Annotated in this window: 18 protein-coding genes; 14 read left to right on the top strand and 4 right to left on the bottom strand. The window is 65.0% G+C overall.

What is annotated here, in order from left to right; translation table 11 throughout:
• The first annotated feature begins 74 nt into the window (after positions 1 to 74).
• The 5 genes from DM450_RS21540 to DM450_RS21520 all read left to right on the top strand — a co-directional run bounded on the left by DM450_RS21540 (position 75) and on the right by DM450_RS21520 (position 6197).
• Positions 75 to 1883 (top strand): methyl-accepting chemotaxis protein, encoded by a 1809-nt coding sequence (locus DM450_RS21540; RefSeq protein ID WP_242526483.1) that lies wholly within the window; start codon positions 75 to 77, stop codon positions 1881 to 1883.
• The gene (locus tag DM450_RS21535; RefSeq protein ID WP_142638979.1) at positions 1880 to 2365 is read left to right on the top strand and encodes a chemotaxis protein CheW; all 486 of its coding nucleotides are present in this window, start codon (positions 1880 to 1882) and stop codon (positions 2363 to 2365) included. The genes DM450_RS21540 and DM450_RS21535 overlap by 4 nt, the downstream gene beginning before the upstream one ends.
• An 84-nt stretch (positions 2366 to 2449) precedes the next feature.
• Complete coding sequence (locus DM450_RS21530; RefSeq protein WP_142639496.1) at positions 2450 to 3262, top strand: CheR family methyltransferase; 813 nt, start codon at positions 2450 to 2452, stop codon at positions 3260 to 3262.
• 4 nt (positions 3263 to 3266) lie between these two features.
• On the top strand, positions 3267 to 4367 hold the full coding sequence (locus tag DM450_RS21525) for a chemotaxis response regulator protein-glutamate methylesterase (protein ID WP_142638977.1): 1101 nt from the start codon (positions 3267 to 3269) through the stop codon (positions 4365 to 4367).
• Positions 4368 to 4466: 99 nt separating this feature from the next.
• A complete protein-coding gene (locus DM450_RS21520) occupies positions 4467 to 6197 on the top strand; it encodes a hypothetical protein (protein WP_242526482.1) in 1731 nt (576 codons plus the stop codon).
• 433 nt (positions 6198 to 6630) lie between these two features.
• Here the strand turns inward: DM450_RS21520 and DM450_RS21515 are convergent, their stop codons facing one another.
• Positions 6631 to 7308, bottom strand: a complete 678-nt coding sequence (locus DM450_RS21515; protein WP_142638975.1) for a TetR/AcrR family transcriptional regulator — start codon at positions 7306 to 7308, stop codon at positions 6631 to 6633.
• A gap of 111 nt (positions 7309 to 7419) precedes the next feature.
• Here DM450_RS21515 and DM450_RS21510 point away from each other — a divergent pair, with 111 nt between their 5' ends.
• From DM450_RS21510 to DM450_RS21500, 3 genes are read left to right on the top strand one after another with little or no spacing between them, the layout of a single operon-like run.
• Positions 7420 to 8532, top strand: coding sequence for an LLM class flavin-dependent oxidoreductase (locus DM450_RS21510; protein ID WP_142638973.1), 1113 nt, complete (start codon positions 7420 to 7422; stop codon positions 8530 to 8532).
• Between the two features lie 55 nt (positions 8533 to 8587).
• Positions 8588 to 9175 (top strand): NADPH-dependent FMN reductase, encoded by a 588-nt coding sequence (locus DM450_RS21505; protein WP_142638971.1) that lies wholly within the window; start codon positions 8588 to 8590, stop codon positions 9173 to 9175.
• Positions 9172 to 11565, top strand: a complete 2394-nt coding sequence (locus tag DM450_RS21500) for a beta-glucosidase (RefSeq protein ID WP_142638969.1) — start codon at positions 9172 to 9174, stop codon at positions 11563 to 11565. The genes DM450_RS21505 and DM450_RS21500 overlap by 4 nt, the downstream gene beginning before the upstream one ends.
• Here the strand turns inward: DM450_RS21500 and DM450_RS21495 are convergent.
• Positions 11545 to 13707, bottom strand: coding sequence for an FUSC family protein (locus tag DM450_RS21495; protein WP_242526481.1), 2163 nt, complete (start codon positions 13705 to 13707; stop codon positions 11545 to 11547). The genes DM450_RS21500 and DM450_RS21495 overlap by 21 nt on opposite strands.
• A 320-nt stretch (positions 13708 to 14027) precedes the next feature.
• On the opposite strand from DM450_RS21495, the gene DM450_RS21490 reads away from it, so the two are divergent.
• The gene (locus tag DM450_RS21490) at positions 14028 to 14996 is read left to right on the top strand and encodes a LysR family transcriptional regulator (RefSeq protein ID WP_142638967.1); all 969 of its coding nucleotides are present in this window, start codon (positions 14028 to 14030) and stop codon (positions 14994 to 14996) included.
• 76 nt (positions 14997 to 15072) lie between these two features.
• On the opposite strand, the gene DM450_RS21485 is transcribed toward DM450_RS21490, so the two are convergent.
• A complete protein-coding gene (locus tag DM450_RS21485; protein WP_260610487.1) occupies positions 15073 to 16239 on the bottom strand; it encodes a winged helix-turn-helix domain-containing protein in 1167 nt (388 codons plus the stop codon).
• 109 nt (positions 16240 to 16348) lie between these two features.
• Between DM450_RS21485 and DM450_RS21480 the strand changes: the two genes are divergently transcribed.
• Positions 16349 to 18400: a carbon starvation CstA family protein gene (locus tag DM450_RS21480; protein WP_142638963.1), complete on the top strand. Its 2052-nt coding sequence runs from the start codon at positions 16349 to 16351 to the stop codon at positions 18398 to 18400.
• Positions 18397 to 18582, top strand: a complete 186-nt coding sequence (locus tag DM450_RS21475) for a YbdD/YjiX family protein (RefSeq protein WP_142638961.1) — start codon at positions 18397 to 18399, stop codon at positions 18580 to 18582. The genes DM450_RS21480 and DM450_RS21475 overlap by 4 nt, the downstream gene beginning before the upstream one ends.
• A gap of 9 nt (positions 18583 to 18591) precedes the next feature.
• Here DM450_RS21475 and DM450_RS21470 read toward each other — a convergent pair whose 3' ends face one another.
• Positions 18592 to 19815, bottom strand: coding sequence for an MFS transporter (locus DM450_RS21470; RefSeq protein WP_242526479.1), 1224 nt, complete (start codon positions 19813 to 19815; stop codon positions 18592 to 18594).
• Between the two features lie 365 nt (positions 19816 to 20180).
• Here DM450_RS21470 and DM450_RS21465 point away from each other — a divergent pair, with 365 nt between their 5' ends.
• The 3 genes from DM450_RS21465 to DM450_RS21455 are packed head-to-tail and all read left to right on the top strand — an operon-like array spanning position 20181 to position 23922.
• A complete protein-coding gene (locus DM450_RS21465; protein WP_142638957.1) occupies positions 20181 to 20813 on the top strand; it encodes a gluconate 2-dehydrogenase subunit 3 family protein in 633 nt (210 codons plus the stop codon).
• Between the two features lie 2 nt (positions 20814 to 20815).
• Positions 20816 to 22510 carry an FAD-dependent oxidoreductase gene (locus DM450_RS21460; protein ID WP_142638955.1) on the top strand — a complete coding sequence of 565 codons (1695 nt, stop codon included), beginning with the start codon at positions 20816 to 20818 and terminating at the stop codon, positions 22508 to 22510.
• Complete coding sequence (locus tag DM450_RS21455) at positions 22507 to 23922, top strand: MFS transporter (RefSeq protein ID WP_242526478.1); 1416 nt, start codon at positions 22507 to 22509, stop codon at positions 23920 to 23922. The genes DM450_RS21460 and DM450_RS21455 overlap by 4 nt, the downstream gene beginning before the upstream one ends.
• Positions 23923 to 23945: the final 23 nt, after the last annotated feature.

Raw genomic sequence — 23945 nt, 5'->3', positions numbered from 1 at the left:
TGCACTGATTTTTCGGCAATTACCCTCGAAGCAGGGTTTCCAAGGTTCCAACTCGCATGCGCGCAACGATAAAAATGAAGCTTGCCGTCACCTTCGGCATCATCCTCATCCTGCTGGCGGTGCTCGTCGGCGTCAGTGTCTCGCGTCTCAGCACGCTCAATACCGCGATCACCGACCTGATCGCGGGCCCCGCGGCCCGGCTCGAGCGCGCGCAGCAGGTTCAGGTGGCATTCGGCACGGCAGCGCGCAACGAACGCAGCATGACGATGACCAACGATCCGGTCCAGGTTAAGGAATTCGACGAAAAGGTCGTGCGTGCCCTGACCGAACTCGACCGCCTTAACGAAGAAGGCGAGGCGGATGCCCCTCCTGCGTCCGTGCAGGCCTGGCGTGAGATGCGCTCCGCGCTCGACAGTTTCAAGCCGGTCGATACGCGCATTCGCGATCTTGCGCGGGCGAATAGCAACGAGGAAGCAGCAAGGCTTGCCCTCGGCCCGGCACGGGTCGTGCTCGACAAGGTGAACAAGCAGGCTGACCTCCTGGTCGAGCGTGCCCGCGCCGACATGAAGCAGGTCGATCAGGACACCAACGCGCTTTATGCCTCCGCCCGCGCGACGCTGCTGACCGTGGCCGCGATCGCCATTCTCGGCGCGCTGGCAGGTGGTGTCTGGATCTCGCTGATCGTTTCGCGCGGCCTTGCCCGTGTCGCCACGGTGATCGACGCGGTGGCCATCGGTGATCTCGACAAGGACGTCGAAGTAACCTCGAACGACGAGATCAAGGATCTGGTCGATACCGTCAATCGCATGACCGCCAACTTGCGCGTGAGCGCCGGTCTGGCCGACAAGATCGCCGACGGCGACCTCACCGTCAGCCACAAGCCGCTGTCCGATGAAGACACGCTGGGCCATGCACTGGTGCGCATGATTGACCGCCTGCGCGGCGTCGTCGGCGATGCCAGCGTGGCCGCCAACAATGTCGCCAGCGGCAGCCAGGAACTGTCCTCGACGTCCGAACAGGTCTCGCAGGGCGCCACCGAACAGGCCGCGGCCGCCGAGCAGGCCTCGGCCTCGATGGAAGAGATGTCGGCCAACATCAAGCAGAACGCCGAGAACGCCGCGCAGACCGAGAAGATCGCGCGCCAGTCGGCGCAGGACGCCGAAGCCAGCGGCATCGCGGTCGACCGCGCGGTTGGCGCGATGCGCACGATCGCCGAGAAGATCGGCATCGTCCAGGAAATCGCCCGCCAGACCGACCTCTTGGCCCTCAACGCCGCCGTCGAGGCTGCGCGCGCGGGCGAACATGGCCGCGGTTTCGCGGTGGTCGCCTCGGAAGTGCGCAAGCTCGCCGAGCGCAGCCAGGGTGCCGCTGCGGAAATCAGCGCGGTTTCGGCCAATACCGTCGATGCGGCGACCGAGGCGGGCGAGATGCTTTCCAAACTGGTGCCCGACATCCGCCGGACTGCCGAACTGATCTCGGAAATCAGTGCCGCCTGCCGTGAGCAGGACATCGGTGCCGGTCAGATCAACCAGGCGATCCAACAGCTTGACCAGGTGACCCAGCAGAACGCCAGCGCTTCCGAACAGATCTCGTCGACCTCCGAGGAACTGGCCGCGCAGGCCGAGGAACTGCAAGCCAGCATGGCCTACTTCCGGGTCGATGATGTCGCGATCAAGGCTTCCGGCCGCCCGGCTGTCGCGGCGCGCGGCGGTGCCCCGGCTCGCAAGCCGGCGGTCAAGGGCGCGATCAAGGCTTCCGTAAGCACGGGCGCCAAGCGTCCGGCTCCGGTCAATGGCCATGCCCGCTCCAACGGTTTTGCACTCGATCTCGCGATGGGCGGGGCCGATGACCGCGACGACGCTTTCGGGATGCACAACGCATGAACGACACGCAGGAAATCCAGGCCGTGACGTTCGGCCTGGGGGCGGAAGTCTTCGCGGTGCCGGTCACGCTGGTGCGCGAGATACTCGACTACCGCGAGACCTTCCGCATCCCGGGCGGCCCGGATTACCTGCTCGGGCTCACCGACATGCGCGGCGAAGGGGTGACCACCATCGACTTGCGGCTGCGCCTCGGCCTGTCGCCGGTCGCGCCGACGCCGGCCACCCGTATCCTGGTGATCGACATTCCGCTTGAGGACCGCGTGCTGGTGCTCGGGCTGGTGGTCGACCGGGTGATCGAGGTCACCAGCTTCCGCGCCGACCAGATCGGCGGGGCCCCCGATGTCGGTGTGCGCTGGTCGTCGGACTACATCGGCGGCGTGGTGAAGCGCGACGAAGGCTTCACCGTGCTGGTCGAGATGGCGCGGATCTTTTCCTCGCAGGAGGTGGCGCAGCTGTCCTCCTGCGCTGCCGCGGCGGCCTGAGCCATGCCTGCCGCCGCGCCCCTCGCTTCCTCGCCGCCTGCTGCCCGCAGCGGTGCATCCGGTTCACCCGTCGCGGGCGACCGGTTGAGTTCGCGCAACTTCGCGCGGCTGGCGGCCTATATCTACGAATATTCGGGCATCAAGATGCCCGAAAGCAAGCAGACGATGCTGGAAGGGCGGCTGCGGCGGCGCCAGCGCGCGGCTGGTGCCGCGACGCTCGACGCTTATTGCGACTACCTGTTCGCGCAGGACAATCTGGCCGAAGAAGGCTCGGCACTGATCAACGCGGTGACCACCAACAAGACCGACTTCTTCCGTGAACCGGGCCATTTCGAATATCTGAGCGCGGTGATCCTGCCCGAACTCGCCGCGCGCGGGGTCAGGACCATCCGTGCGTGGAGCGCAGCCTGCTCGACCGGGCCGGAGCCCTATACCATGGCCATGGTGCTCGACGACCACGCCGAAAGCCATGGCGGTCCGGCCTACGGCATCCTCGCCACCGATCTCGATACCGACGTGCTGGAAACCGCGCGCAGCGGAATCTATCCGCGTGAACTGGTCGAGCCCGTGCCCGAGCACTTGCGCCGCCGCTACATCATGACCTCGCGCGATCCGGTGCGGCGCGATGTGCGCATGGTGCCGCAGCTGCGCAGCGCGATCGGTTTTGCGCGCCTCAACCTCATGGAGCCCCATTACCCGGTGGGCGAGCCGATGCATCTGGTGTTCTGCCGCAATGTCCTCATTTATTTCGACAAACCGACCCAGCGCCAGGTCGTCTCGCGCCTCGTCGATTGCCTGAAGCCGGGCGGATACTTGTTCCTGGGGCATTCGGAATCGATCACCGGCCACGGATTGCCGCTGACCCAGGTCGCCAATACCGTGTTCCGGAAGGCCTGATCCCATGCCGCTGGGCCAGAAGATCCGCGTGCTCGTCATCGACGATTCCGCCAGCGTGCGCCAGACGATGACGGCGATCCTCCAGGAAGACCCCGAGATCGAGGTGATCGGCGCGGCGCCCGATCCTTTCAGCGCCGCGCGCCGGATCCAGGAGGAAGTGCCCGACGTCATCACCCTCGACGTCGAGATGCCGCGCATGGACGGCATCACGTTCTTGCGCAAGCTGATGGCGCAGTGCCCGGTGCCGGTGGTGATGTGTTCCTCGCTCACCGAAGAGGGCTCGGAAACGCTGCTGCAGGCGATGGAGGCGGGCGCGGTCGATGTTATCCTCAAGCCGCGCATCGGTGTGGCCGACCATCTCGCCGAGCATCATCTCCAGATCCGCGATGTCGTGAAAGGCGCCTCGCGGGCCCGCGTGCGCGGCCGCCCCGCTCAACGTGACGGCGGGCGCGACGCGCAGCCGGACGGGCCGGCGAAGAAGCTCACAGCCGATGCCGTGCTGCCACCGCCGAGCGGGCGGGCGATGAGCCGAACCACCGAAATGGTGGTCTGTCTCGGCGCGTCCACCGGCGGTACCGAGGCGCTGCGGGAGGTTCTGGAGGCGCTACCCGCCAATGCCCCGGGCGTAGTTGTCGTGCAGCATATGCCCGAGAATTTCACGCGGGCCTTTGCGAGGCGCCTCGATGGGCTATGCGAAGTCGGCGTCAAGGAGGCTGCCGACGGCGATCCGGTGCTGCGCGGCCACGTGCTGATCGCGCCGGGCGGCAAGCACCTGATGCTGGAACGGCAGGGCGCGCGGTATCATGTTTCGGTCCGCGACGGGCCGCTGGTTTCGCGGCACCGGCCTTCGGTCGACGTGCTGTTCCGCTCGGCGGCGCGCTCGGCCGGGTCCAACGCGGTGGGCGTCATCATGACCGGCATGGGTGACGACGGCGCGCGCGGCCTGCTCGAAATGAAGCAGGCGGGGGCGCGCACCTTTGCGCAGGACGAGGCGACATCGATCGTTTTTGGCATGCCCAAGGAAGCCATCGCCCGCGGCGCTGCCGACCGGGTTATCCCGCTCGGCGCCATCGCCCGCGAAGTCATGACGGCGACCGCGCGATGATTCGCCGCCTTTGCGTCCCATCGGCGCCGCGAGTGCCGTTTTTGCCGCTTCACCACGATCCATTTGCAAAGCCCGGCGTCGTCCGGTTCGGAGGATGTCTTGTATCTCGCCACGCTCTCTGAGGATGCCGCCCAGGCCCCGCTGTCGCTGGCCGAACTGCGCGACGGGCTGTTCGCGATCGCCAGTGGACTGGACGCACGCTTCGTGGAGGCCGGCACCGCGCTGGCGCGGGCCTATGAAATCGTCGAGACCCTGATCGGCGCGCTGGAAAGCGTCACCAACGCCTTCCAGCGCGATGAGGCCGAGGCGGCTGTGGGCAATATGCGCAGCACCGCCGACCGGTTGATGCGTCTCCCGGAGATTCAGTCCGACCGTCGCGGTGCGCTTGTCGCCATCGAAAAGGCCGGCGCGGCGCTGGCGGCGCAGATCGAGCAGGTCAACCGCACGCTGAGCTTCCTGCGCATCTGCGGCCTCAACATCAAGGTGGCGGCGGCGGGTTCCGGCGACTTCTCGGGCTTTGCCGACATGATGTTCGACAAGATCGATCTCGGCGAGGCGGAAATGGCCAGCATCTCGCGCGAGATCGGATGCCTTACCGAAGCCGTGCCCGGCATGTACGAGGTCGAGGCGCAGCTCGGGGCTGAATGTGCGCGGGTCATTCCTCATATCCCGCAGCGTCTGGCCGACGATGCCGCCGGGCTTCAGCAGCACCAGTCGGCGCTTGCGGAGCGCGCGCTCAGGATCGCCGATGTCGCTCGCCAGATTCGCAACCAGGTAGGCACTGCGCTCGGTGCCCTGCAGATCGGTGACATCACCCGCCAGCGGCTTGAACACGTGGCCGACGGCCTCAACGACATCGAGCTGTTCCTGGGCGAGCCCGCAGGGCTTCCCGTCGCGACCGCCGAAGTGGTGAGCGGCCACGCAGTGGCCCTTCTGGCGGCGCAGGCGGCCGATACGCTGGAAGCGTTCCAGGGCGAATCCCGTCTGCTCGCCAGCAGTCTGCGCGGTCTCGGGCCGCAGGCGGCGAGCTTGCTCGACTTGCGCGCGGCTGGCGAAGAGACCGGGGGCGGAGCGGACGATGGGGTGTTCCTGCGCAAGCTGGAACAGAGCGTGGAGGAAGTCGCCAGCGTCACCGAACGGTTGAGTGAAGCCGACGCGCGCTCGACCCGGCTCAGTCATGTAGCCTCGACTACCGCGGAGCATCTCGCCCAGCGTCTGGCTACCGTGCACCGGATTACCCGCGACGTGCAGCAGATGGCGTGGAACACCGATCTCAGGTGCTACAGGCTGGGTGTGGACGGTCGCGGTCTTGCCGTCGTGGCGCAGGAAATCCGTGGGTTCGCCGCCACCCTGGGGTCGATCGCCAGCGGTATCGCCCAATCGTTCGAGGCGCTGGAACTGGCGGCAGTGGTCATGCGCGGTGCCGAGCACGAGGCCCCAGCTGACGCCGGGGTCGCGCTGTCGGAATCGCTCGGCTGCATCCGTGACGGCGGTGAACGCATGCAGTCAGGCCTCACCGCGCTCGATCAGGGCGCCCACGCGGTAACGGAGATCATCGCGGAGACGACCGGTAAGGTCGACTGCGAGGCCGAGGTGGGAACGGCGCTCATTGAGATCGCGGACCGGATGGCGATTCTCGGCAGCAAGAGCGAGGACATCCCTGAGGAGGGCCAGGTCATGTTGGAGGCGCTGCTGGGCACGATCGGCGCGCGCTACACGATGGCCCGCGAACGCGAAGTCCATCGCCGCTACCTTCCTGGTAGCGAAACGGAGGAACTGACGGCCACTGTCGACGGGGACGATGACGACTTCGACGACGGGTTGTTCTAGGTCGTAAACTCATAAACGGCACCATCGAGGCGCCCAAATGGCGAACAGCTCGGGCCGAAGTTGCCGCCGGGCGGGCTCGTTGCCCGTCCAAGGCAGATTCGGTTCCAGATGGAAGCCATTTGGGCGCCCCTCCGGGGTTTGACCAAAATGGCCCAGCGCGGCGTCGGGAAGTCTTGAAATATCGACATATTCCAGCGCCTTCCCTCCTGCCGCTGAGCCATTTTGCCTCAAACCTCGATGGTGCTGTTTATGAGTTTACGACCTAGCTTGCGACAGATCCGCATTGTCTGATGAATCGGAAAATGCGGAAAACCAAGGCCCTTGGAGCAGTCGGTTCGATTACATCGGATCAACTGCTCCAAGGGCTTCGTTCGTAGCCGGCGCTGCGAAATTCATGGTTCGCACATTCCCCGATGGTCGTTCGGGTGCTGCCTCAAAGATTTGTGGTGAGGTAGGCCAGGCACATTCGGCCGAGCTCTATCTTGAGTTCCTTCCAGTCCTGAGGATGAACCGATTCGCCGGTTGAACCGAGGCTCAACTGCCGGGCAAGGGTGGCGAAGATGATCTGGTATGCGGCGTTGGCCTTGCGCTCCTGATCGGAGCCTCCGAACTGGTCACGATATTCCAGCATCGCGTTGATGCCCAGCGCAGCGGCACGATTGGCGCTCTCCCTGCCAGGTCCGGCAACCAGGGGGTCGAAGGCGGCGCGGGCCATGCTCTGGCGCAGCAGCGGGGCCTCTTCACGCAGCAGTTCGGCATAGTTTTCAACGAATGCAGGCACGACCGTCGCCAGTGAAGATGATTGCTCGCGCACGCGCTCCATCATCGCGTTTTCACGCTCTTCCATGCGCTGCAAGTGGTTGCCGATGACCGCGCGGACAAGGTTCTCCTTGCTTTCGAACCGCAGGTAGATCGAGCCGATCGAGACATTGCCGGTCTGGCTTACCTCCTGGAGGGTGAATTCCTCGCTGCCACGCTCAAGCATCAGCTTTTCCGCAGCGGAAACCATGCGTTCGAGCGAGGCCTTGCTGCGTCCTTGCTGCGGTGTGCGGCTGACGGTGTCGACCGCCAGTTCTTTTTTGGCGGTCTTGGGTTTTGGGCGTGTTGACATGACAGCAACAAACAGCCTATCGAAATGCGAACGTCAATTCTAATTCGATCTTGTTTCACATGAGACCGTACGCCATCGCGGCGGCGGCGATGCCCCAAGGGAGGGGAGAAGATGCGTTTTTCCGTATTTCTGAATGCGCGTTCGCTCGGTCCGGATCAGGACCGGAAGCTGATGAAGGATCTGGAGGCCCATGCGAAGTTGGCCGCGGATCTCGATTACGACGCCATTTTCCTGCCGGATCACCACTTCAACGGGTACATGCCGGTGGCGAGCGACAGCTTCATCTTTGCCGGCTACCTTGCCGCGCAGATGCCCAAGATGCATTTCGGTTTTTCGGTCGTTTCGGTGCCGCTCCACCACCCGGTGCGGCTTGCCGAGCGAATTAATATTCTCGACCAATTGACCGACGGGAAGCTGCTGGTCGGCGTCGGTTCAGGCACGACGCCGGAAGAAATGATCGGTTTCGCGGTCGACTACAAGGATGCCGGCCGCATCTCTGACAACAACCTGGCGCTGGTCGAACAGCTCTGGGCCAAGCAGATGGAAGATCCTGCCGTCGTCATCGACAACGGCCCCTACAAGGGGCGTGTTCTCCAGCGGATCACGCCGTCGCCGTTCACGCCGGGCCATGCGCGGCTGATGCCGGTAGCGATGAAGGAAGCCAGTTCGCGCCGCGCGGCCGAAAACGGCTGGCCGGCGTTCATTCCCGCCTTCACTCCGCCAACGATCGGCGGGACCGAGCCGTTCACCCACGTCAAGAAGTGGTTTGACATCTACAAGGGTTTCCTGCTGGAAGCCGGGCACAGCGAGGACGTGGTGAAATCCGCGCTCGACTGGACGACGCACACCTATCAGGTCGTCCACGTGGCTGAAAGCGACGATCAGGCGCGTGAGGAACTGGAAGTGATCCTGCGCAGCTATCAGGATGCCATCGAGCGTGAAGCCGAATTCAACGCGCGCGCCGAAAGCGACGATGCCAACAGGAAGACCGACAGGACGCCCAATGCCCTGACCGACGACTGGATCGGTACCTGGTGCCTGTATGGTTCGCCGGAGACGGTGCTGGAGCACCTCACGCCTTATGCTGAACTCGGTATCGGTAACGTGCTGTGCGGCACCACCACCGGGCCGCTGACCGAGCAGCGGCTGGCCTACGGCGATCAGACGCTGCGGCTGATGGCGGAAAAGGTGATGCCGGCGTTCAAGGCCGCGGTCCCGGCCTGAACAAGGATAGGATGGCGCGGCCCGCAAGAAGACCGCGCCGCTTGAGGAGAAAGCGATGACCGAGAATTCGACCGCCGCGCCCCGGCGGATCGTCGGGCTGGGCGGAACCTTCCGTCAGGCCTCATCCAGCGAACGGATCGTGCGCGCCGTACTGGCAGAATGCGCCGCAATGGGCGCCGAAACCGTGATGTTCGACGGTCCCGCGCTCGCGGCGCTGCCGCATTTCAATCCGGAGCAGCCGGAGCGTACGGCGGAAGAACTGGCGCTTGTCGAAGCGGTTCGGATGGCGGACGGTATCGTCATCGGCAGCCCCGGCTATCACGGCGGCTATTCGGGGCTCGTCAAGAACGCCATCGACCTGCTGGAAGACTTGCGCGGCGATGCCCGTGTATATTTTGATGGACGACCTGTGGGGCTGGTTGTCACGGCGGCCGGATGGCAGGCCTGTGGAACCACGCTTTCGGCACTGCGCGACGTTGTCCATGCCATGCGCGGTTGGCCGACGCCGGTAGGTGTCGGGGTCAATTCGGCCGAGCAGAGGCCGTTTGCGCCCGACGGTTCGTTGATCGACGAAGCGGTTGCGCGTGCAGTGCGCGCCCAGGCTGAGCAGATCATGGGTTTCCGGGTGGAGGCCCTGGCATGAGCGCGTTTTCTCTTTCGCAGGCCTGCGCGCTTACGGCAGGCGAGGCGATGTGGTCCTCGTGTGCGGTGCCTGAGGCGGGCATTCCCTCCTTCACGATGTCCGACGGCCCGCTTGGGATCGCCAGCGGCAAGGTGGACGAACGCGATATTGCCCTGCTTAGCCCCTGCTCGACGCTGCTTGGAGCGACCTGGGATCGCGATCTGTCCCGCCGTATTGGCGCGCTGGTTGGCAGCGAGGCCGTTTCGCGCGGCGTGGATGCCGTGCTGGCGCCCAACCTCAATCTCGCTCGCAGCCCGCTGGCAGGGCGGGCCTTCGAGTACTTTTCGGAAGATCCGGTGTTGACCGGGGTGCTCGGCGCGGAATGGGTCAAGGGCCTGCAATCGACCGGCACCGGATCGATCGCCAAGCACATGGTCTGCAACGACAGCGAGACTGCGCGCGACGAGGTGGACGTTCGTGTCGACGAGCGGACCTTGCGCGAGGTGTACCTGCTGCCCTTTGAATATGCCGCAAGCGAGGGCTGTGCGGGGCTGATGGCGGCCTATAACCGTGTCAACGGGGCGTGGTGTTCGGAACAGGCCCATGTGCTGACGAAAGTGGTCAAGCAGGACTGGGGCTTCGACGGTCTCATCATGAGCGACTGGTTCGGCACCCATTCCAGCGAAGGCACGATCAATGCCGGGCTCGATCTGGAAATGCCCGGCCCTGCGCGCTTCATGGGGGAAAAGCTGGAGGCGGCGGTGGCGATGGGCGCGGTTGACGCCGCGCGCGTGGAAGACGCGGCAGCCCGCGTCGCATCGGTGGCGCGCCGGATCACCGGCAACAAGTCCCAGCCGGTGTCGCCGGATGCGGCGCAGGCTCTGCTTGTGGAGGCGGCGGCTGCCGGCTTTACGCTCCTGCGCAACGAAGGGGATATGCTGCCGCTCGCTCCGGGGGCGGTGAAGCGTCTGGCCGTGATCGGCCCCAATGCCTGGGCGCCGTGTTTTCAGGGCGGGACTTTCGCCAAGATCTCGATCTCGCCTGATGCGCCGACGCCGGTCGAGGTGCTGCGCGAGACGTATGGCGGCTGTTCGGAGATCCTGTTCGAGCCTGGCGTCGATCCGCAGCCGCGCCTGCCCAGCATGCGCGTTGTGCCGGCGCTGGATATCGGCGATGGTTCCACGCGCGGAATGACACTCGAATACTTTGGCGCGCCAGACTGTGCGGGTGAAGTGGTGTCGCGCGAGACACGCGATACGAATTCGCTGGTCTGGTTTGTCGGCGTGCACGATCAGGCCGATTTCGCGACGCCCGGTTCGGTGCGGGCAAGCGGGCGCTACAAGGCAACCCGCAGCGGAATGCACAATCTGCACCTTGGCTCCACGGGCGCCGCGCGTATTCTTGTCGATGGCGAGGAAGTGATGCGCGCGGGTGGCGAAATCCCGGCAGGTGACGTCATGGGCGTGCTCAAGCGCGGTGATTCCGATGTCCTGGCCCTGGACCTGGCCGAGGGGCAGACGGTCACGGTGACGGTCGAGTTCTCGTGGATCGGCGGGCGCGTGCAGGGGCTCTGGTACGGGCTGCGCGGTCCCGGCAGTGCGGAAGAGATGTTGCAGGCTGCTGTCGACGCCGCACGATCGGCCGATGCGGTATTCCTGATCGTGGGTGAAACATCCGACTCCAGCGTCGAAAGCAAGGACCGTGCGGACACTTTGCTGCCGGCCGAGCAACTGCGCCTGATCGACGCAGTGACGGCGGCCAATCCCCGTACCGCGGTGATCGTCAACGTCGGCCATGCCTTCGACTGCTCCTGGGAGCACCGGACGGCCGCGCTGCTCTCGGTCTGGTATCCGGGAGAAGGCTTCGCCCGGGCGCTCGCCGATGTGCTGTCGGGCGCTCGTGAGCCTGGCGGACGCCTGCCGGTAACGTTCGCGGCCAGCGAGGACGATTACCCCGCCTTCCGGCTGAAACCTGCCGCCGATGGGACGCTGGCCTATTCGGAAGGTACTCTGCTGGGCTATCGCGGACTTGTCGCCAAAGGAAAGGCGGCGCGGCATCCGTTCGGTTCCGGCGCTGGTTACGCCTGCTTTGCCTGGTCCGATGCCCGGATCGAGGACAACGTGGTAACGCTTACCGTCGCGAACGTCTCGGACCGCGACGGCAGCGACGTCGTGCAGGTCTACCGCGATTCTCCCGAATGCGCGCTGGTGGGTTTCACCAAGGTAGCCCTGGCCGCCGGGGAAAGCCGCCGTGTATCGGTACCGCTGGAACCCCGCGCACTGCAACGCTGGGGCGTTGAGGGGTGGGAATACCTTGCCGGCCCCCTCGGCCTGCGGGTGGCGCGCCACAGCGAAGAGGCGGGCATGGCGCTTGACGCAGCTGCCCTGGATCTATCCCGGGAGCACGGCTGAGCCATCCTCCCGCTGGCGGCGCATGGCCGGTGGAGGCGGCGCGTAGGATGCCAGATTGCGCCTGAGGCTGGTAAGCGCCAGCACGCCAAGGCGGCGCTGCTCGAGATCTTCCAGCGCCGCCACTTTCGCCAGAACCAGGTCGATCGCCCGAACCAAGGCAGGATCCGGGTCGATCGGCCGGTCGTCGCGTAGCTGCGTGAAGTGCTGCTCGACGTGCTTGAGCACGACCGCGACTTGCCGGGCGCTCCACGGCGATGCACGTTCCTGGAACGTGCGAAGGTCGTGGATGGCCATGCCAATGCGGGTGTCGGCGAGGATGTCGAGCAGGGGTTGGGTAGGGTCGATTGCGAGGTATTTGAGGCGCGGCGTCAACATCGCCACGCGGTCGATCATACGGCCGATCCAGGCATTGAGGTCGAGGCTGTCCCTGCCCCCCGCCATGCCCGCGAGCTCGCGCCAGCCCGAACGCACGAGCCGGATCGCACTGGAGCGTGTTCCGACCGAACTGGCGAAATTGAGTACAAAGACGGCAATGCCAACCCCTACGATTTGCGCGATGGCGAAGTTGGTGAAGGTCTGGAAATTGGCGTCGTATTCCTCGTTGAGGCCTACGAGGCCCGGCAATGTCAGCATGATGCCGATGGCAAAGATCGCGGTCGACGGGCGGGCCTGAAGGCTGCCGACGATCAGCATGACCGGCGCCAGAACGCCGACCATTGCCGGAAAGTCACTGAGCCGGGGCATCAGGACAAAGGCGTAGAATGCGCCGATCGGCATGGCGGCAAGGGTACCGTACAGCAGGCGGCTGGCGGTCGGTCCAGGGTTGTCGAGGTGGCTGAACAGGGCGCAGATGATGCACGCGATCACCACGGCGGTGCTGCCATCCGGCCAGGCCGTGGCGATCCACATGGCTGTGCCGATGCCCAGGGTTGCCATCGTCGCCAGCGCCGATCGCAGCGCCAGGCCATGGTCACGGTGCAGCGGCATGGCGCGGGCATTGCGGATGGCGGCGGCAATGTTCGGTGATGGCGCGGTGGTCGGGGAAAGGATGATCGCATGCAATTCACGCGCATCGCGGTGGATACGGATCAGATCCTGCAAGCGGTCGAGCAGGCTTAGACACAGCCCGGTCTCCCAGTCCCATTCGCTTTCGTCCCGCGGTTCCAGTGCATGGGCGCGGGCGATAAGCGCGTCGGCTTGGGGTATGGTCTCGGCGGCCGAGGAAAGGTCGTTCAGCCACAGGGTGATGTCGGCGATGAGGGCTGCGATATCCGGTGGCATGGCTTCAGCGGCGTGAAGCTGGCCGATGCGATCCTCGATGCCGCTCGCCAGCGGGAGAAGCATCGAGAGTCGGTCCTGCAATACGCGCAGAACCGCGACCCGCACGGTGAAGCGGGAGAGATCGAAAGGCAGCTGGACCGCCAACTGGTGCAATTCGTGGAGATCAAGAGCGAGCCTGCGGCGATCGCGGTCGAGCGTCGCCGCGTCCTCTGCATTGTCCTGCGCGGACAGCGCATCGCGCGACCAGCGTTCGGCGTCGGTCAGGATCTGGCTGGCGCGTTCGGCCAGCTTTGCCGAGACGGTGCGCGGGAATATCAGTGCGTTGACCACGGCACTGGACCAGATGCCGATGATGATTTCCTGCACGCGCAGGCTGGCGATGTCGAAGATCGTGCTCGGGTGGCTCACGGCGGCGAAGCCGATGATGCTGGCGGTGTATCCGGCGAGCAGGAACACGTAGGATCGCGGGGTGCGGTCCAGCATCGCCACATATGTGCACAATGCCAGCCAAAGGCCCAGCACCCAGGTCAGCAACTCCGGCGAGTTCACGAACTGGGGGACGAGGATGATGGCGACAAGCGCGCCGAAGACGGTGCCGATCATGCGGAAGACCGCTTTCGACAACATGGCGCCGGCCAGCGGCTGGGCCACGATGTAGCAGGTGATGACCGACCAGTAAGGCCGGTGCAGGCCGATCCGCAGCGCGATGTAGTAGGCCAGGATCGCCGCCGCGTAAGTCTTCAGGGAAAACAGGGCATCCGCCATCCCGGTCAGCGTTTCCGCCAGAACGGGACTTGTTTCCCGGGAACGCGGCAAGGCTGGCGTGGTGATGCTTTGCAGACGCGCGGTGCCGACGGCCATGGTGTCAGGCCGTCATCGGAACGATATGGCTGGATAAGGTTGCCGCCGGGGGTAGGCGCACGCCGATGCGGGGTTCAAGACAGGCAACTCTTGTTGTCTTATATCCACCGTTGCAGTCTTGGGGCATGAACATCAGCGCAGTTTAGGGGGAAGTCCGCCTGTTCGGCGGCAACCTGTCCAGGATTTGTCGGTCTCGCCGACCGCGCTGCCCTGGACCTTTCACCGAGTCGATGGAAGGACTGTGTTGAACTGACATTATATCGCTGCGATATGGATGGTGAGCGCTTGGCCCGCAACGAGCGGCTCTGGAGCGACGTGAAATGCAGAACATCGACATTCGCCAGCTGCGCTATTTTCTCGCGGTCGCCAACGAACGCAGCTTCACGCGCGCGGCGGAGCAACTGCACATGACGCAGCCGCCGCTCAGCCAGCGTATCCAGGAACTTGAGGTCTCGCTTGGATTGACCCTGTTCGAGCGCGGCACTCGCCCGCTGAAGCTGACCGAGGCGGGCAAGCTGCTCTATGAGCGGGCCAGCATGGTCATGCGCGGCATGCAGCAGCTGCAGGTCTCCATGCAGAACCTGGCGGCGCGGAAATCACCGCGCTTTGTGTTCGGGCTGGTGCCCTCGACGCTCTATGCGCGACTGCCCGAGGTAATCCGGCAGTTCCGCGAGATCGTGCCGCAAGTCGAGATCGGCGTGACCGAAATGGGCACCGAGGAGCAGATGGCGGCGCTGAAGGATCGCCGCATCGATATCGGTTTCGACCGGATCGTTGTCGAGGATCCGGGTATCCGTCATGTGCTGGCTCGCAATGAACCGCTTGTGGTCGCAGTCGCGAAGGACCATCCGCTGGCATTGCTGGGGGAGCCTGTGGAACTGGCAAGGCTTTGCCGGGAGCCATTGATCTTCTATCCCAGCGAGCCGCGTCCGAGTTTTGCCGACCTGGTACTCTCGGCGTTCGTTTCGCACGGGTTGATGCCTGATCAGATCCAGGAAGTGCGGGAACTGCAGACCGGGCTGGTCATGGTGGCGGCGGGCGTCGGTGCATGCATCGTGCCGCAATCGGTGCGGCATCACGGCCGGGGTGACGTGGCCTTCATCGACATCGCCGAACCGATTTCAGCGCCGCTGTTGATGCGTTTCAGGCAAGATGACACCGCGCCGGAACTGCGCCAATTGCTGACCCTGCTCGCACGGCTTTACGAGGAATGGGGCTGGCCGATCCCCGCCGAACTCGCGCGGATGCGCGCCGTTTCCGATCCGGCAGTATCGCGTCACGTTCCATAAAATTCCTGTTTTCCGCGTTCTCTGAGATATCAGGAAGGCCAGCTCGATTGGAAGGCGGGCTGACGCATCGGCAGGCTCATGGCTTCAGCGGTGCGAGTTCCAGCCCCAACCACGCAGCCATGGTTTCGAGTTCGGCGGACAGTTGCTCTCTTGCATCTTCTGGCGCGTCGGGTTCGAAATGCGCCGATTGCACGATCAGCATTGCAGCCTTGCGGTCGGCCTTGAGGTCGACCCGTGCGACCAAACGGTCGCCCAGCAGGAACGGCAGCACGTAGTAGCCGTGAAGGCGCTTTTCCGCAGGCACGTAGATCTCGATGCGGTAGCGAAAGCCGAACAGGCGCTCGGCGCGGTCGCGCTCCCAGACCAGCGGATCGAAGGGGGCCAGGAGAGCACGGCCGTCGATGCGGCGCGGGCGGCGGGCATCGCGGTGCAGCCAGCCATGCTTTCCGCCCGCCACGGAAACCGGAATCAGCACGCCTTCCTCGGCCAGCGCATGGATCGCGGGCCGGGCTTGTTCGGGCGACTGGCGGAAGTAGTCGCGCAGTTCCTTGTCGGTGGCGATACCGTGGGCGGCGGCGGCATGGGCGATGAGCGCGCGGTGGGCGTCGGCATCGGCGGGCGTGGGGAGCGCCATGACGGTGGCAGGGATCACCCGCTCGGTCAGGTCATAGAGGCGCTCGAAGCTGCCGCGCCGTGCGGCGGTGGTAATGTGACCCGCCCAGAACAGCCATTCCAGCGCGCGCTTGGTGTCGCTCCATTCCCACCAGCCGGACTTGCCCTTGTGGCTTTCGAAATCCGATGCGGCGAGCGGGCCGTCGATCCGGATGCGGTCAAGCAAGGCCATGGCCTCGGCGCGTCGTTCGCTGGCGTAGAGCCGCATCCGTCCCCAGCTGGCTTCACCGCGATCCGCCTGGTTCATGCGCCAGCGCAGCAGTGGCTGCAATTCGAACGGCAGCAGCGAGGCTTCGTGCGCCCAGTATTCGAACAGTGCGCGTTGGCGCCTGGGGCCCCAGGCCAGCGTTTCGAGATCGGCGCGATCATAAGCGCCGAGGCGCGAGAAGGCAGGCAGGTAATGCGCACGGACCAGCACGTTGACGCTGTCGATCTGGTGAAGGTGAACCTTGCCCAGCACGCGGCGCAGGTCGGCCGGTTTCGGCGCGCGCGCAGGCCGGGCGCCAAAGCCCTGCGCGGCAAGGGCGATGCGCCGGGCAAGCGGGGCGCCGATCTCTTCGAATTTCGTCACCGGACGAGAGGTATGGCCAAGTCCCGTCAGTGGCAAGCGGCCGACAGGGGGTTGCAGGCTCAGCCCATTCCTGCGCAAACGGCATTTCGAGCCGATATGGGAAGAGGATATGACCGTGCATCGAATTGGCTGGATCGTCATGGCCCTGGTGGCGACCGGATCGCTGGCGGTCGTGGCCCTGTCGCGCGGAGAGACGATCAGCGCGCTGTGGATTCTGGTCGCGGCGGTCTGTTCTTTCCTTGTGGCCTATCGCTTCTATGCGCGCTTCATCGCCCGGAAGGTCATGCGCCTCGATCCCGGACGAGCGACCCCGGCTGTCTACCGTGCCGACGGGCTGGATTATGTGGCGACCGACAAGCGGGTGCTGTTCGGGCACCACTTTGCCGCTATCGCCGGGGCCGGACCGCTGGTGGGGCCGGTGCTGGCCGCACAGATGGGCTATCTGCCGGGCACGCTGTGGATCATCGTGGGCGTGGTGCTGGCCGGTGCCGTGCAGGACTTCATGGTGCTGTTCATCTCGATGCGTCGCGACGGGCGCTCGCTGGGGGAGCTGGTGCGCATGGAAATGGGCCAGGCGGCAGGCGTGATAGCGCTCTTCGGGGCGTTCCTCATCATGATCATCATCCTGGCGGTACTGGCTCTGATTGTCGTCAAGGCGCTGGCGGCCAGCCCATGGGGGCTGTTCACCGTGGCGGCAACCGTGCCCCTGGCGCTGGCGATGGGCGGTTACACCCGGTGGATCAGGCCCGGGCGGATCGGCGAAGTCTCGGTGCTGGGACTGATCGGCCTGATCGCGGCGCTGGTCTGTGGGCAGTGGGTGGCGCAGTCGCCGTTCTGGGGGCCGCTGTTCACGCTGACACCGATCCAGCTGTGCTGGATCCTGATCGGCTATGGCGCGGTCGCCTCGGTGCTGCCGGTCTGGCTGCTGCTCGCTCCGCGCGACTACCTCTCGACTTTTCTCAAGATCGGCGCGATCGCGGCGCTGGCGGTGGGTATCGTCATCATGGCACCTGCGCTGCGCATGCCTTCAGTGACCGCATTCGCGGCGGACGGCGGCCCGGTCTGGGCGGGATCGCTGTTCCCGTTCCTGTTCATCACCATCGCCTGCGGCGCGGTATCCGGGTTCCACGCGCTGATCGCCAGCGGCACGACGCCCAAGCTGATCGCCACCGAGGCCGATGCGCCGATGATCGGCTATGGTGCGATGCTGATGGAGGCGTTCGTGGCGATCATGGCGCTGATCGGCGCTTCGATCCTCGATCCCGGCATCTATTTCGCGATGAACAGCCCGGCCGCGGTGATCGGCACCGAGCCGCATCAGGTGGCGCAGGCGGTGACCGCGATGGGGTATCCGCTGTCCGCCGACACGCTGGTGCAGACCGCGCGCGATCTGGGGGAGCACACGATCATTTCACGCGCGGGCGGGGCGCCAACCCTGGCGGTCGCCATGGCGGAGATCTTCTCGCATGTTGTCGGCGGGCCGGCGATGAAGGCGTTCTGGTACCACTTCGCGATCCTGTTCGAGGCGTTGTTCATCCTTACCGCCGTTGATGCGGGCACCCGCGCGGGACGGTTCATGCTACAGGACCTGATCGCCATCGCCGCGCCGCGTTTCGGCAAGAACGAAGGGGTGGTGCCCGGGCTTGTGGCGACAGGGCTTTGTGTGGCGGCCTGGGGGTTTTTCCTCCATCAGGGCGTGTCCGATCCGCTGGGCGGGGTGAACACGCTCTGGCCGGTCTTCGGTATCGCCAACCAGATGCTGGCGGCAATCGCCCTGATGCTGGGGACGGTGGTGCTGTTCCGCATGAAGCGTGATCGTTATGTCTGGGTGACGGCTCTCCCGGCGGCATGGCTGCTGCTGTGCACGGGCACGGCGGGCTGGCTAAAGCTGTTTGCAGCCGATCCCAAGGTGGGCTTCCTGGCTCATGCCGCCAGGTTCGAGGCGGCGGCGGACAGGGGGCAGGTTCTGGCGCCGGCAAAGTCATTGTCGGAAATGCGGCAGGTGATCCTCAATGACCGTATCGATGCCGCACTTGTCGCGGTGTTTCTGGCGGTGGTCCTTGCCTTGCTGGTGTTCAGCCTGCGCAGCGTCCTTGCGGCGCGTCGCAGCGCCGTGCCGACTGCCTGTGAGGTGATCGATGAAACGGTGGCGGCGGCATGAGCGATCCTCTCGCCACGCTGCGCAAGGCGCTGCACCTGATGGTCGGAATGCCCGATTACGAGGATTACGTCAGGCACATGCAGGCCCGCCACCCCGACCGCCCGGTCATGGACCGGAAGGCCTTTTTTCGTGATCGGCAGCAGGCCCGCTATGGTGGAAGAAACGGCGGGCGCTGCTGTTGAGGCTCTGGATCAGGCCGCGTTCGGGGCTCCGTGCGGCGTCTTGCCGCCCGTGAAGCCCACGCCGAGTGCGGCCAGTGCCACCACCAGCGACACGGTGCCCGCCGTCACGAAAGCGCCTTGCATGGAGCCGGTCGCGCCGCTGGCCTGATGGACGAGTGCGGGCGATATGAACTGGCCGAAGAAGAATGAGCCGGTCCAGATGCCCATGCCCCGGCCGCGATGCTCGAAGGGGAACTTGGTCTGGGCCCAGGCGATCAGCGAGGGCACGGCCATGCCGGCGCCGGTCTGCTGGATGGCAAGGCCGACAATCATCTCGCCCGGGTTGCGAGCCAGGCCGATGACGGCAAGGCCGGTCCCGAGGATGGCGAGGAAAGCACCCAGTTGCACGCCGTTGGAACGGCCCGACAGGATGCGGAACAGCAGCGCGCCGAGGATGACGAACAAGCTCGGCAGGAAGCTCATCTTGGCGACGGCGGCAGGATCGGTCACGCCCACTTCGCCGAAGGCGATGCTGCCGTTGACGATGAAGACATAATACTGTGCCGCCGAAAACAGCGTCAGCGCGCCGACGCCCAGCGCGGCGCCGAGCGGGAAGCGGGCCTTTTCGCCCGCCGGTGCGGTTGGCGCTTCGTCATGCGCGGCACGGCCCTGGGGTTCGTAGAGGAACACCAGCATCGCCAGATAGATCGGGAAAGCGACGAGGTAGACGAGGAAGCCGCCGTTCCAGCGGACCGAGGCGACAAGGCCGGACATCAGGATCACGCCCGAGGCCAGGAACGGCCCGATCACGCCTTGCAGAAACAGCCAGTTGCGGCGGCTTTCGTTATCCCAGTAGTCGCCGATCAGGGTGTTTACGATGGTGAGGATGCCCGCCTCGCACACGCCCAGCGCCAGACGGCTGGCGAAGATGTGGTTCAGGTCGTCGAGGAAGAACGGCAGGGTGCCGAACAGCCCGTAGAAAAACGTGCAGATCAGCAGCAGCCTCCGGCGGCCGAAGGTGTCCACGAACCAGCCCGCGAATGGTGCGAGGATCGCGATGGTAAGGCCCGGCGCAGTGACCATCAGAGGCACTTTTGCCGCTGCATCGGGGTCCGTTTTGAAGTGCGCGATCATCGACGCCACGATCGGGAACATCGAGACGATCGCGAAGATCGGGAGGAAAGCCGCGATGACGATCGTCATGCCCTGCGGCTTCATGGTGAGCTTTCTGAAGAATCGGGAAACCGGGTTCATGCCTCTCCGCCCGTGCCGCTGCCCGGCACTTAATTAGAATTTGTATTCCTGTTTGTTATCGGCGAATTTGATCGCGGTCAATGCAATCGAAGGCCTTGACCGATCGCCTCATCTAAAATTAGAACGATAATTATAAAAAATGTGAGAGGAAGCATGACAAGTCCGCGCCTGAGAACGGGTATGGTGGCCGGCGGATCAGGGATAACCATCGGCCTGATGCCCCGAATCGCCGCCAAACCGGGCCCCGAGATCGAAGGGGGTGCCGGCATGGGCGATGGTCAGCACGCAATGCGCCTCCTCGAAATGACTGCTCGGCCCAGCCGCAACGATCTCGCGCGCAACGCAAAACTGATGGGAGGCGGCCGATGAGCGGAGCCCACAAGGGCTGGAACCGCCGTGAGTTCACGGCCGGCGCGGCGTTGCTGGCGCTGGCGCTGGGCATCCCCGCGGCGGGCGTGAAGCTCACCGATCTCGATGCCGAAGACCTGCCGAGTGATCGCCAGCGCCGCCTGATCGCGGAAGTGTCCGACCTCGTGATCCCGCGCACCGATACGCCGGGAGCGATGGAGGTCGGCGTCGGCGATTTCGTGGTGCTGGCGCTTGCCCATGGGCTTGGCGGAACGCGCACGCCGATGGCTGCCGAGATGGTAACCGCCGCCACCGCTCCCTTCCGGCGCCGGGACGGATCGCTGCGCTATCTGCCCTGGCTGGAACATGTGCTCGACCGTGCGGCAGGCGGCGATTTCCTGCGCCATAGCGCCGCCGAGCGCACCCGCCTGCTGACCGCACTCGACGATGCGGCTTTTGCGCAGGGCGCGCCGCCTTCGCCGTGGAACGCACTGAAGGGGCTGATCCTCACCGGCTACTACACCAGCGAGGCAGGCGGATCGCAGGAGCTTCGTTACGAACTGGTCCCCGGTAAATGGGAATGGGACATCCCGCTCACCCCGGAGATGCGCGCTTTCTCCAGCGACTGGACTGCAGTGGATTTCGGCTGACAATGGAAAACAACACGCAATTCGATGCGATCGTCGTCGGCTCCGGCATAACCGGGGGCTGGGCGGCCAAGGAACTCACCGAGGCGGGATTAACCGTGCTCATGGTAGAGCGCGGGCGCAATATCGAGCATCAGACGGGCTACGAGACCGAGCTCAAGGCTCCGTGGGAAATGGAATATCGCGGGCAGGGCGACGCGGCGCTCTACGCCCGTGAATACCCGGTGCAGATGCTCAACCGGCATTTCAACGAGTTCACCGAGAACCACTTCGTCAACGATACCGAACAGCCCTACCAGAAGGCACCGGGCAAGGAGTTCGACTGGTTCCGCTCCTACCAGCTTGGCGGTCGCTCGCTGACATGGGGGCGGCAGTGCTATCGCTGGTCGGACTATGATTTTGGTGCCAACAAGCGCGACGGTTTCGGCACCGACTGGCCGATCCGCTATGCCGATTTGGCGCCGTGGTACGACAAGGTCGAGGAATTCGTCGGCGTTTCCGGCGCGGCGGAGGGACTGGCTCAGCTTCCCGATGGGCGCTTCCTGCCGCCGATGGAACTGAACTGCGTAGAGCAGGCCGCGCGTGAGCGTATTCGCGCGAAGTACCCGGACCGGGTGATGACCATCGGCCGCACCGCCAATCTCACCGAAGCGCGCCCGGAGCAAGGCCGCGGACATTGCCAGTACCGCAGCATCTGCGCGCGGGGGTGTTCCTATGGCGCCTATTTCTCCACGCAATCGGCCACGCTGCCGGCGGCGAAGAAGACCGGGCGGCTGAAGGTCGTTACCGATGCGCAGGTCCACAAGGTCGATTACGACCCGAAGACCGGCCGTGTCACCGGAGTACGCTGGATCGACACCAAAACCGGCGAGCACAAAGTGGCTTATGCGCGGGTCGTGTTCCTCAATGCAGGTGCGTTCAATTCGGTTCATCTGATGCTGAACTCGGCCAGCGAGGCGATGCCGCATGGCCTTGCCAATTCCAGCGGCGTGCTCGGCACGCATATCATGGACCATGCCAATACGATGGCGGCCATGGCGGTGATGCCCGGTTACGAAGGGCGCACCAGCTTCGGCAACCGCCCGACCGGCATCGTCATCCCGCGCTTCCGCAATCTCGATACGCTGGACGGGGACGGCTTCACGCGCGGCTATTCATTCCAGGGCGGTGCGCTGCAGGGCACCTGGACGCGCGGCAAGCGGATGGGTGGCATCGGCAAGGACTACAAGGAGGAACTGCACAAGATCGGCCCGTGGACGATGGTGCTGGTGGTCTTCGCGGATTCGATGCCGCGCGCCAGCAACCGCCTGACGCTGAGCAAGCGCGCCGATCCGCGCGGCGTGCGCCAGCTCGAGATCGCCTTCGAGCATGGCAAGGAGGAGCTGGCCGCGCTGGCCGATGCCCACCGCGAGGCGACCGCGATGCTCACCGAAGCGGGCGGGCATGTCATCATGGGGTTCGACCGGCCCGGTCACGGTGGCACCTCGATCCACGAGATGGGCGGCGCGCGCATGGGCTGGGACCCGAAAACCTCGGTTCTCAACCGCTTGAGTCAGGCCCACGATATCCCGAACCTGTTCGTCACCGACGGCGCGCAGATGAGTTCGTCGGCCTGTCAGAACCCTTCGCTCACGTACATGGCGCTTACCGCGCGGGCCTGTGCGACGGCGGTTTCGATGCTGAAGGAAGGCGTGATTTGACGGCGATCGTGTCGTCGGCACTACCGGCGGAACTGACCGAACGGCAAAAGTCGCTTGCCTACCTGACGCTGATGGTCGCGCTGGTGCTGGAGATCGTCGACGTTACGATCGTCAACACTGCGCTGCCGGTCATCGAGCGCGATTTCGGGGCGGCGGCAGCGCAGGCGCAGTGGGTGGCGGCGGGCTATTCATTGGCATTTGCATTGCTGTTGATGCTGGGCGGGCGGCTGGGCGATGCCTTCGGCTACAGCCGCCTGTTCATTGGCGGTGTGGCCGGCTTCACACTGGCGTCGCTGTTGTGCGGCCTATCCGCGAGTCCAGGGCAATTGATCGCCGCGCGCGTACTGCAGGGCAGTGCGGGCGCGATGATGGCGCCCCAGGTGATGGCGCTGATCCAGGTGCTGTACGGCCCGATGGAGCGGGTGGCCAAACTGGCTTGGGTCGGTGTGATCGGCGGACTATCCGCGATTTCGGGGCCGATCCTCGGCGGGATCCTGATCCACGCAAACCTGTTCGATACCGGTTGGCGCAGCGTATTCCTGATCAACGTGCCGGTAGGGCTGGCAGCGACGATGTTGGCTGCCCGGCTCCTCCCGGGCGCACGTTCCCCGCTTCCGCGGGGGATTGACGGCCGCGGTACGGCCTTGCTGGGTGTGGCCATGGCGGCTTTGCTCTACCCGCTCGTGCGCGGGCACGATCTTGGCTGGAAGCCATGGCATTTCGCGTTGCTGGCAGCTTCGCCCATTGCCTTGGCACTGGTATGGCGGCGGACTGTCCGCCGGGAGGGCAAGGGGGAGGCGCCGGTCTTTCCGACCGCGTTGGCGCGGCAGCGGCAATTCGTGATGGGGCTTTCGATTGCGCTTGCCTTCGGAATTGCGACGGGGGGATTCCTTTTTGTCTTTGCATTCGGCGCGCAAACCTTGCGTGGATATTCACCGCTTGAAACTGGACTTTTGCACGTGCCTTTCAGTGTCGGCGTGATGTTCGGGATCGCGTTTCTTGGCCGAAAGCTATTGGCTTTCTACGGAAGGTGGGTCATTTTCGGCGGCATTTCCTTGATGGCGATCTTTGCGGGCATGACGCTCTGCTGGATCGAGGGCAACATGCCCTACATATGGGCACTACCATGCCTTGGACTGGCAGGGGTGGGCATGGGCATGACGAGCGGCCCGCTGACGCCGGTGATGCTCGCGCGCGTCGATCCAGCGCACGCCGGTGTGGCCAGCGGCATCGTCAAGACGGTCCAGGAACTGGGAATGGCTCTTGGTGTCGCGATGGTCGGAACGGCGTTCTTCGCCGGAAGCGGGCGCACGATGCTGCCTGCCATTGCCGTGATCGAGGTGTTGCTGGTCATGGCGCTGGGCTTAGCGATCCGACTGCCCAGCGCATTGTTTCCAGAGCAGGAACGCTGACGCAAGTCAGGCCCGGAGTTCGA

Source organism: Sphingomonas sp. IC081 (genome assembly GCF_006874585.1).
Lineage (GTDB): Bacteria > Pseudomonadota > Alphaproteobacteria > Sphingomonadales > Sphingomonadaceae > Novosphingobium.
The sequence above is the reverse complement of the archived record's forward strand: the minus strand, read 5'-3'. Positions and strand labels throughout refer to the sequence as shown.

Coding starts and splice junctions, on each gene's coding strand:
- DM450_RS21540 (WP_242526483.1), top strand. CDS start 75: ATGAAGCTTGCCGTCACCTTCGGCATCATCCTCATCCTGCTGGCGGTG.
- DM450_RS21535 (WP_142638979.1), top strand. CDS start 1,880: ATGAACGACACGCAGGAAATCCAGGCCGTGACGTTCGGCCTGGGGGCG.
- DM450_RS21525 (WP_142638977.1), top strand. CDS start 3,267: ATGCCGCTGGGCCAGAAGATCCGCGTGCTCGTCATCGACGATTCCGCC.
- DM450_RS21515 (WP_142638975.1), bottom strand. CDS start 7,308: ATGTCAACACGCCCAAAACCCAAGACCGCCAAAAAAGAACTGGCGGTC.
- DM450_RS21510 (WP_142638973.1), top strand. CDS start 7,420: ATGCGTTTTTCCGTATTTCTGAATGCGCGTTCGCTCGGTCCGGATCAG.
- DM450_RS21505 (WP_142638971.1), top strand. CDS start 8,588: ATGACCGAGAATTCGACCGCCGCGCCCCGGCGGATCGTCGGGCTGGGC.
- DM450_RS21500 (WP_142638969.1), top strand. CDS start 9,172: ATGAGCGCGTTTTCTCTTTCGCAGGCCTGCGCGCTTACGGCAGGCGAG.
- DM450_RS21495 (WP_242526481.1), bottom strand. CDS start 13,707: ATGGCCGTCGGCACCGCGCGTCTGCAAAGCATCACCACGCCAGCCTTG.
- DM450_RS21490 (WP_142638967.1), top strand. CDS start 14,028: ATGCAGAACATCGACATTCGCCAGCTGCGCTATTTTCTCGCGGTCGCC.
- DM450_RS21480 (WP_142638963.1), top strand. CDS start 16,349: ATGACCGTGCATCGAATTGGCTGGATCGTCATGGCCCTGGTGGCGACC.
- DM450_RS21475 (WP_142638961.1), top strand. CDS start 18,397: ATGAGCGATCCTCTCGCCACGCTGCGCAAGGCGCTGCACCTGATGGTC.
- DM450_RS21470 (WP_242526479.1), bottom strand. CDS start 19,815: ATGAACCCGGTTTCCCGATTCTTCAGAAAGCTCACCATGAAGCCGCAG.
- DM450_RS21465 (WP_142638957.1), top strand. CDS start 20,181: ATGAGCGGAGCCCACAAGGGCTGGAACCGCCGTGAGTTCACGGCCGGC.
- DM450_RS21460 (WP_142638955.1), top strand. CDS start 20,816: ATGGAAAACAACACGCAATTCGATGCGATCGTCGTCGGCTCCGGCATA.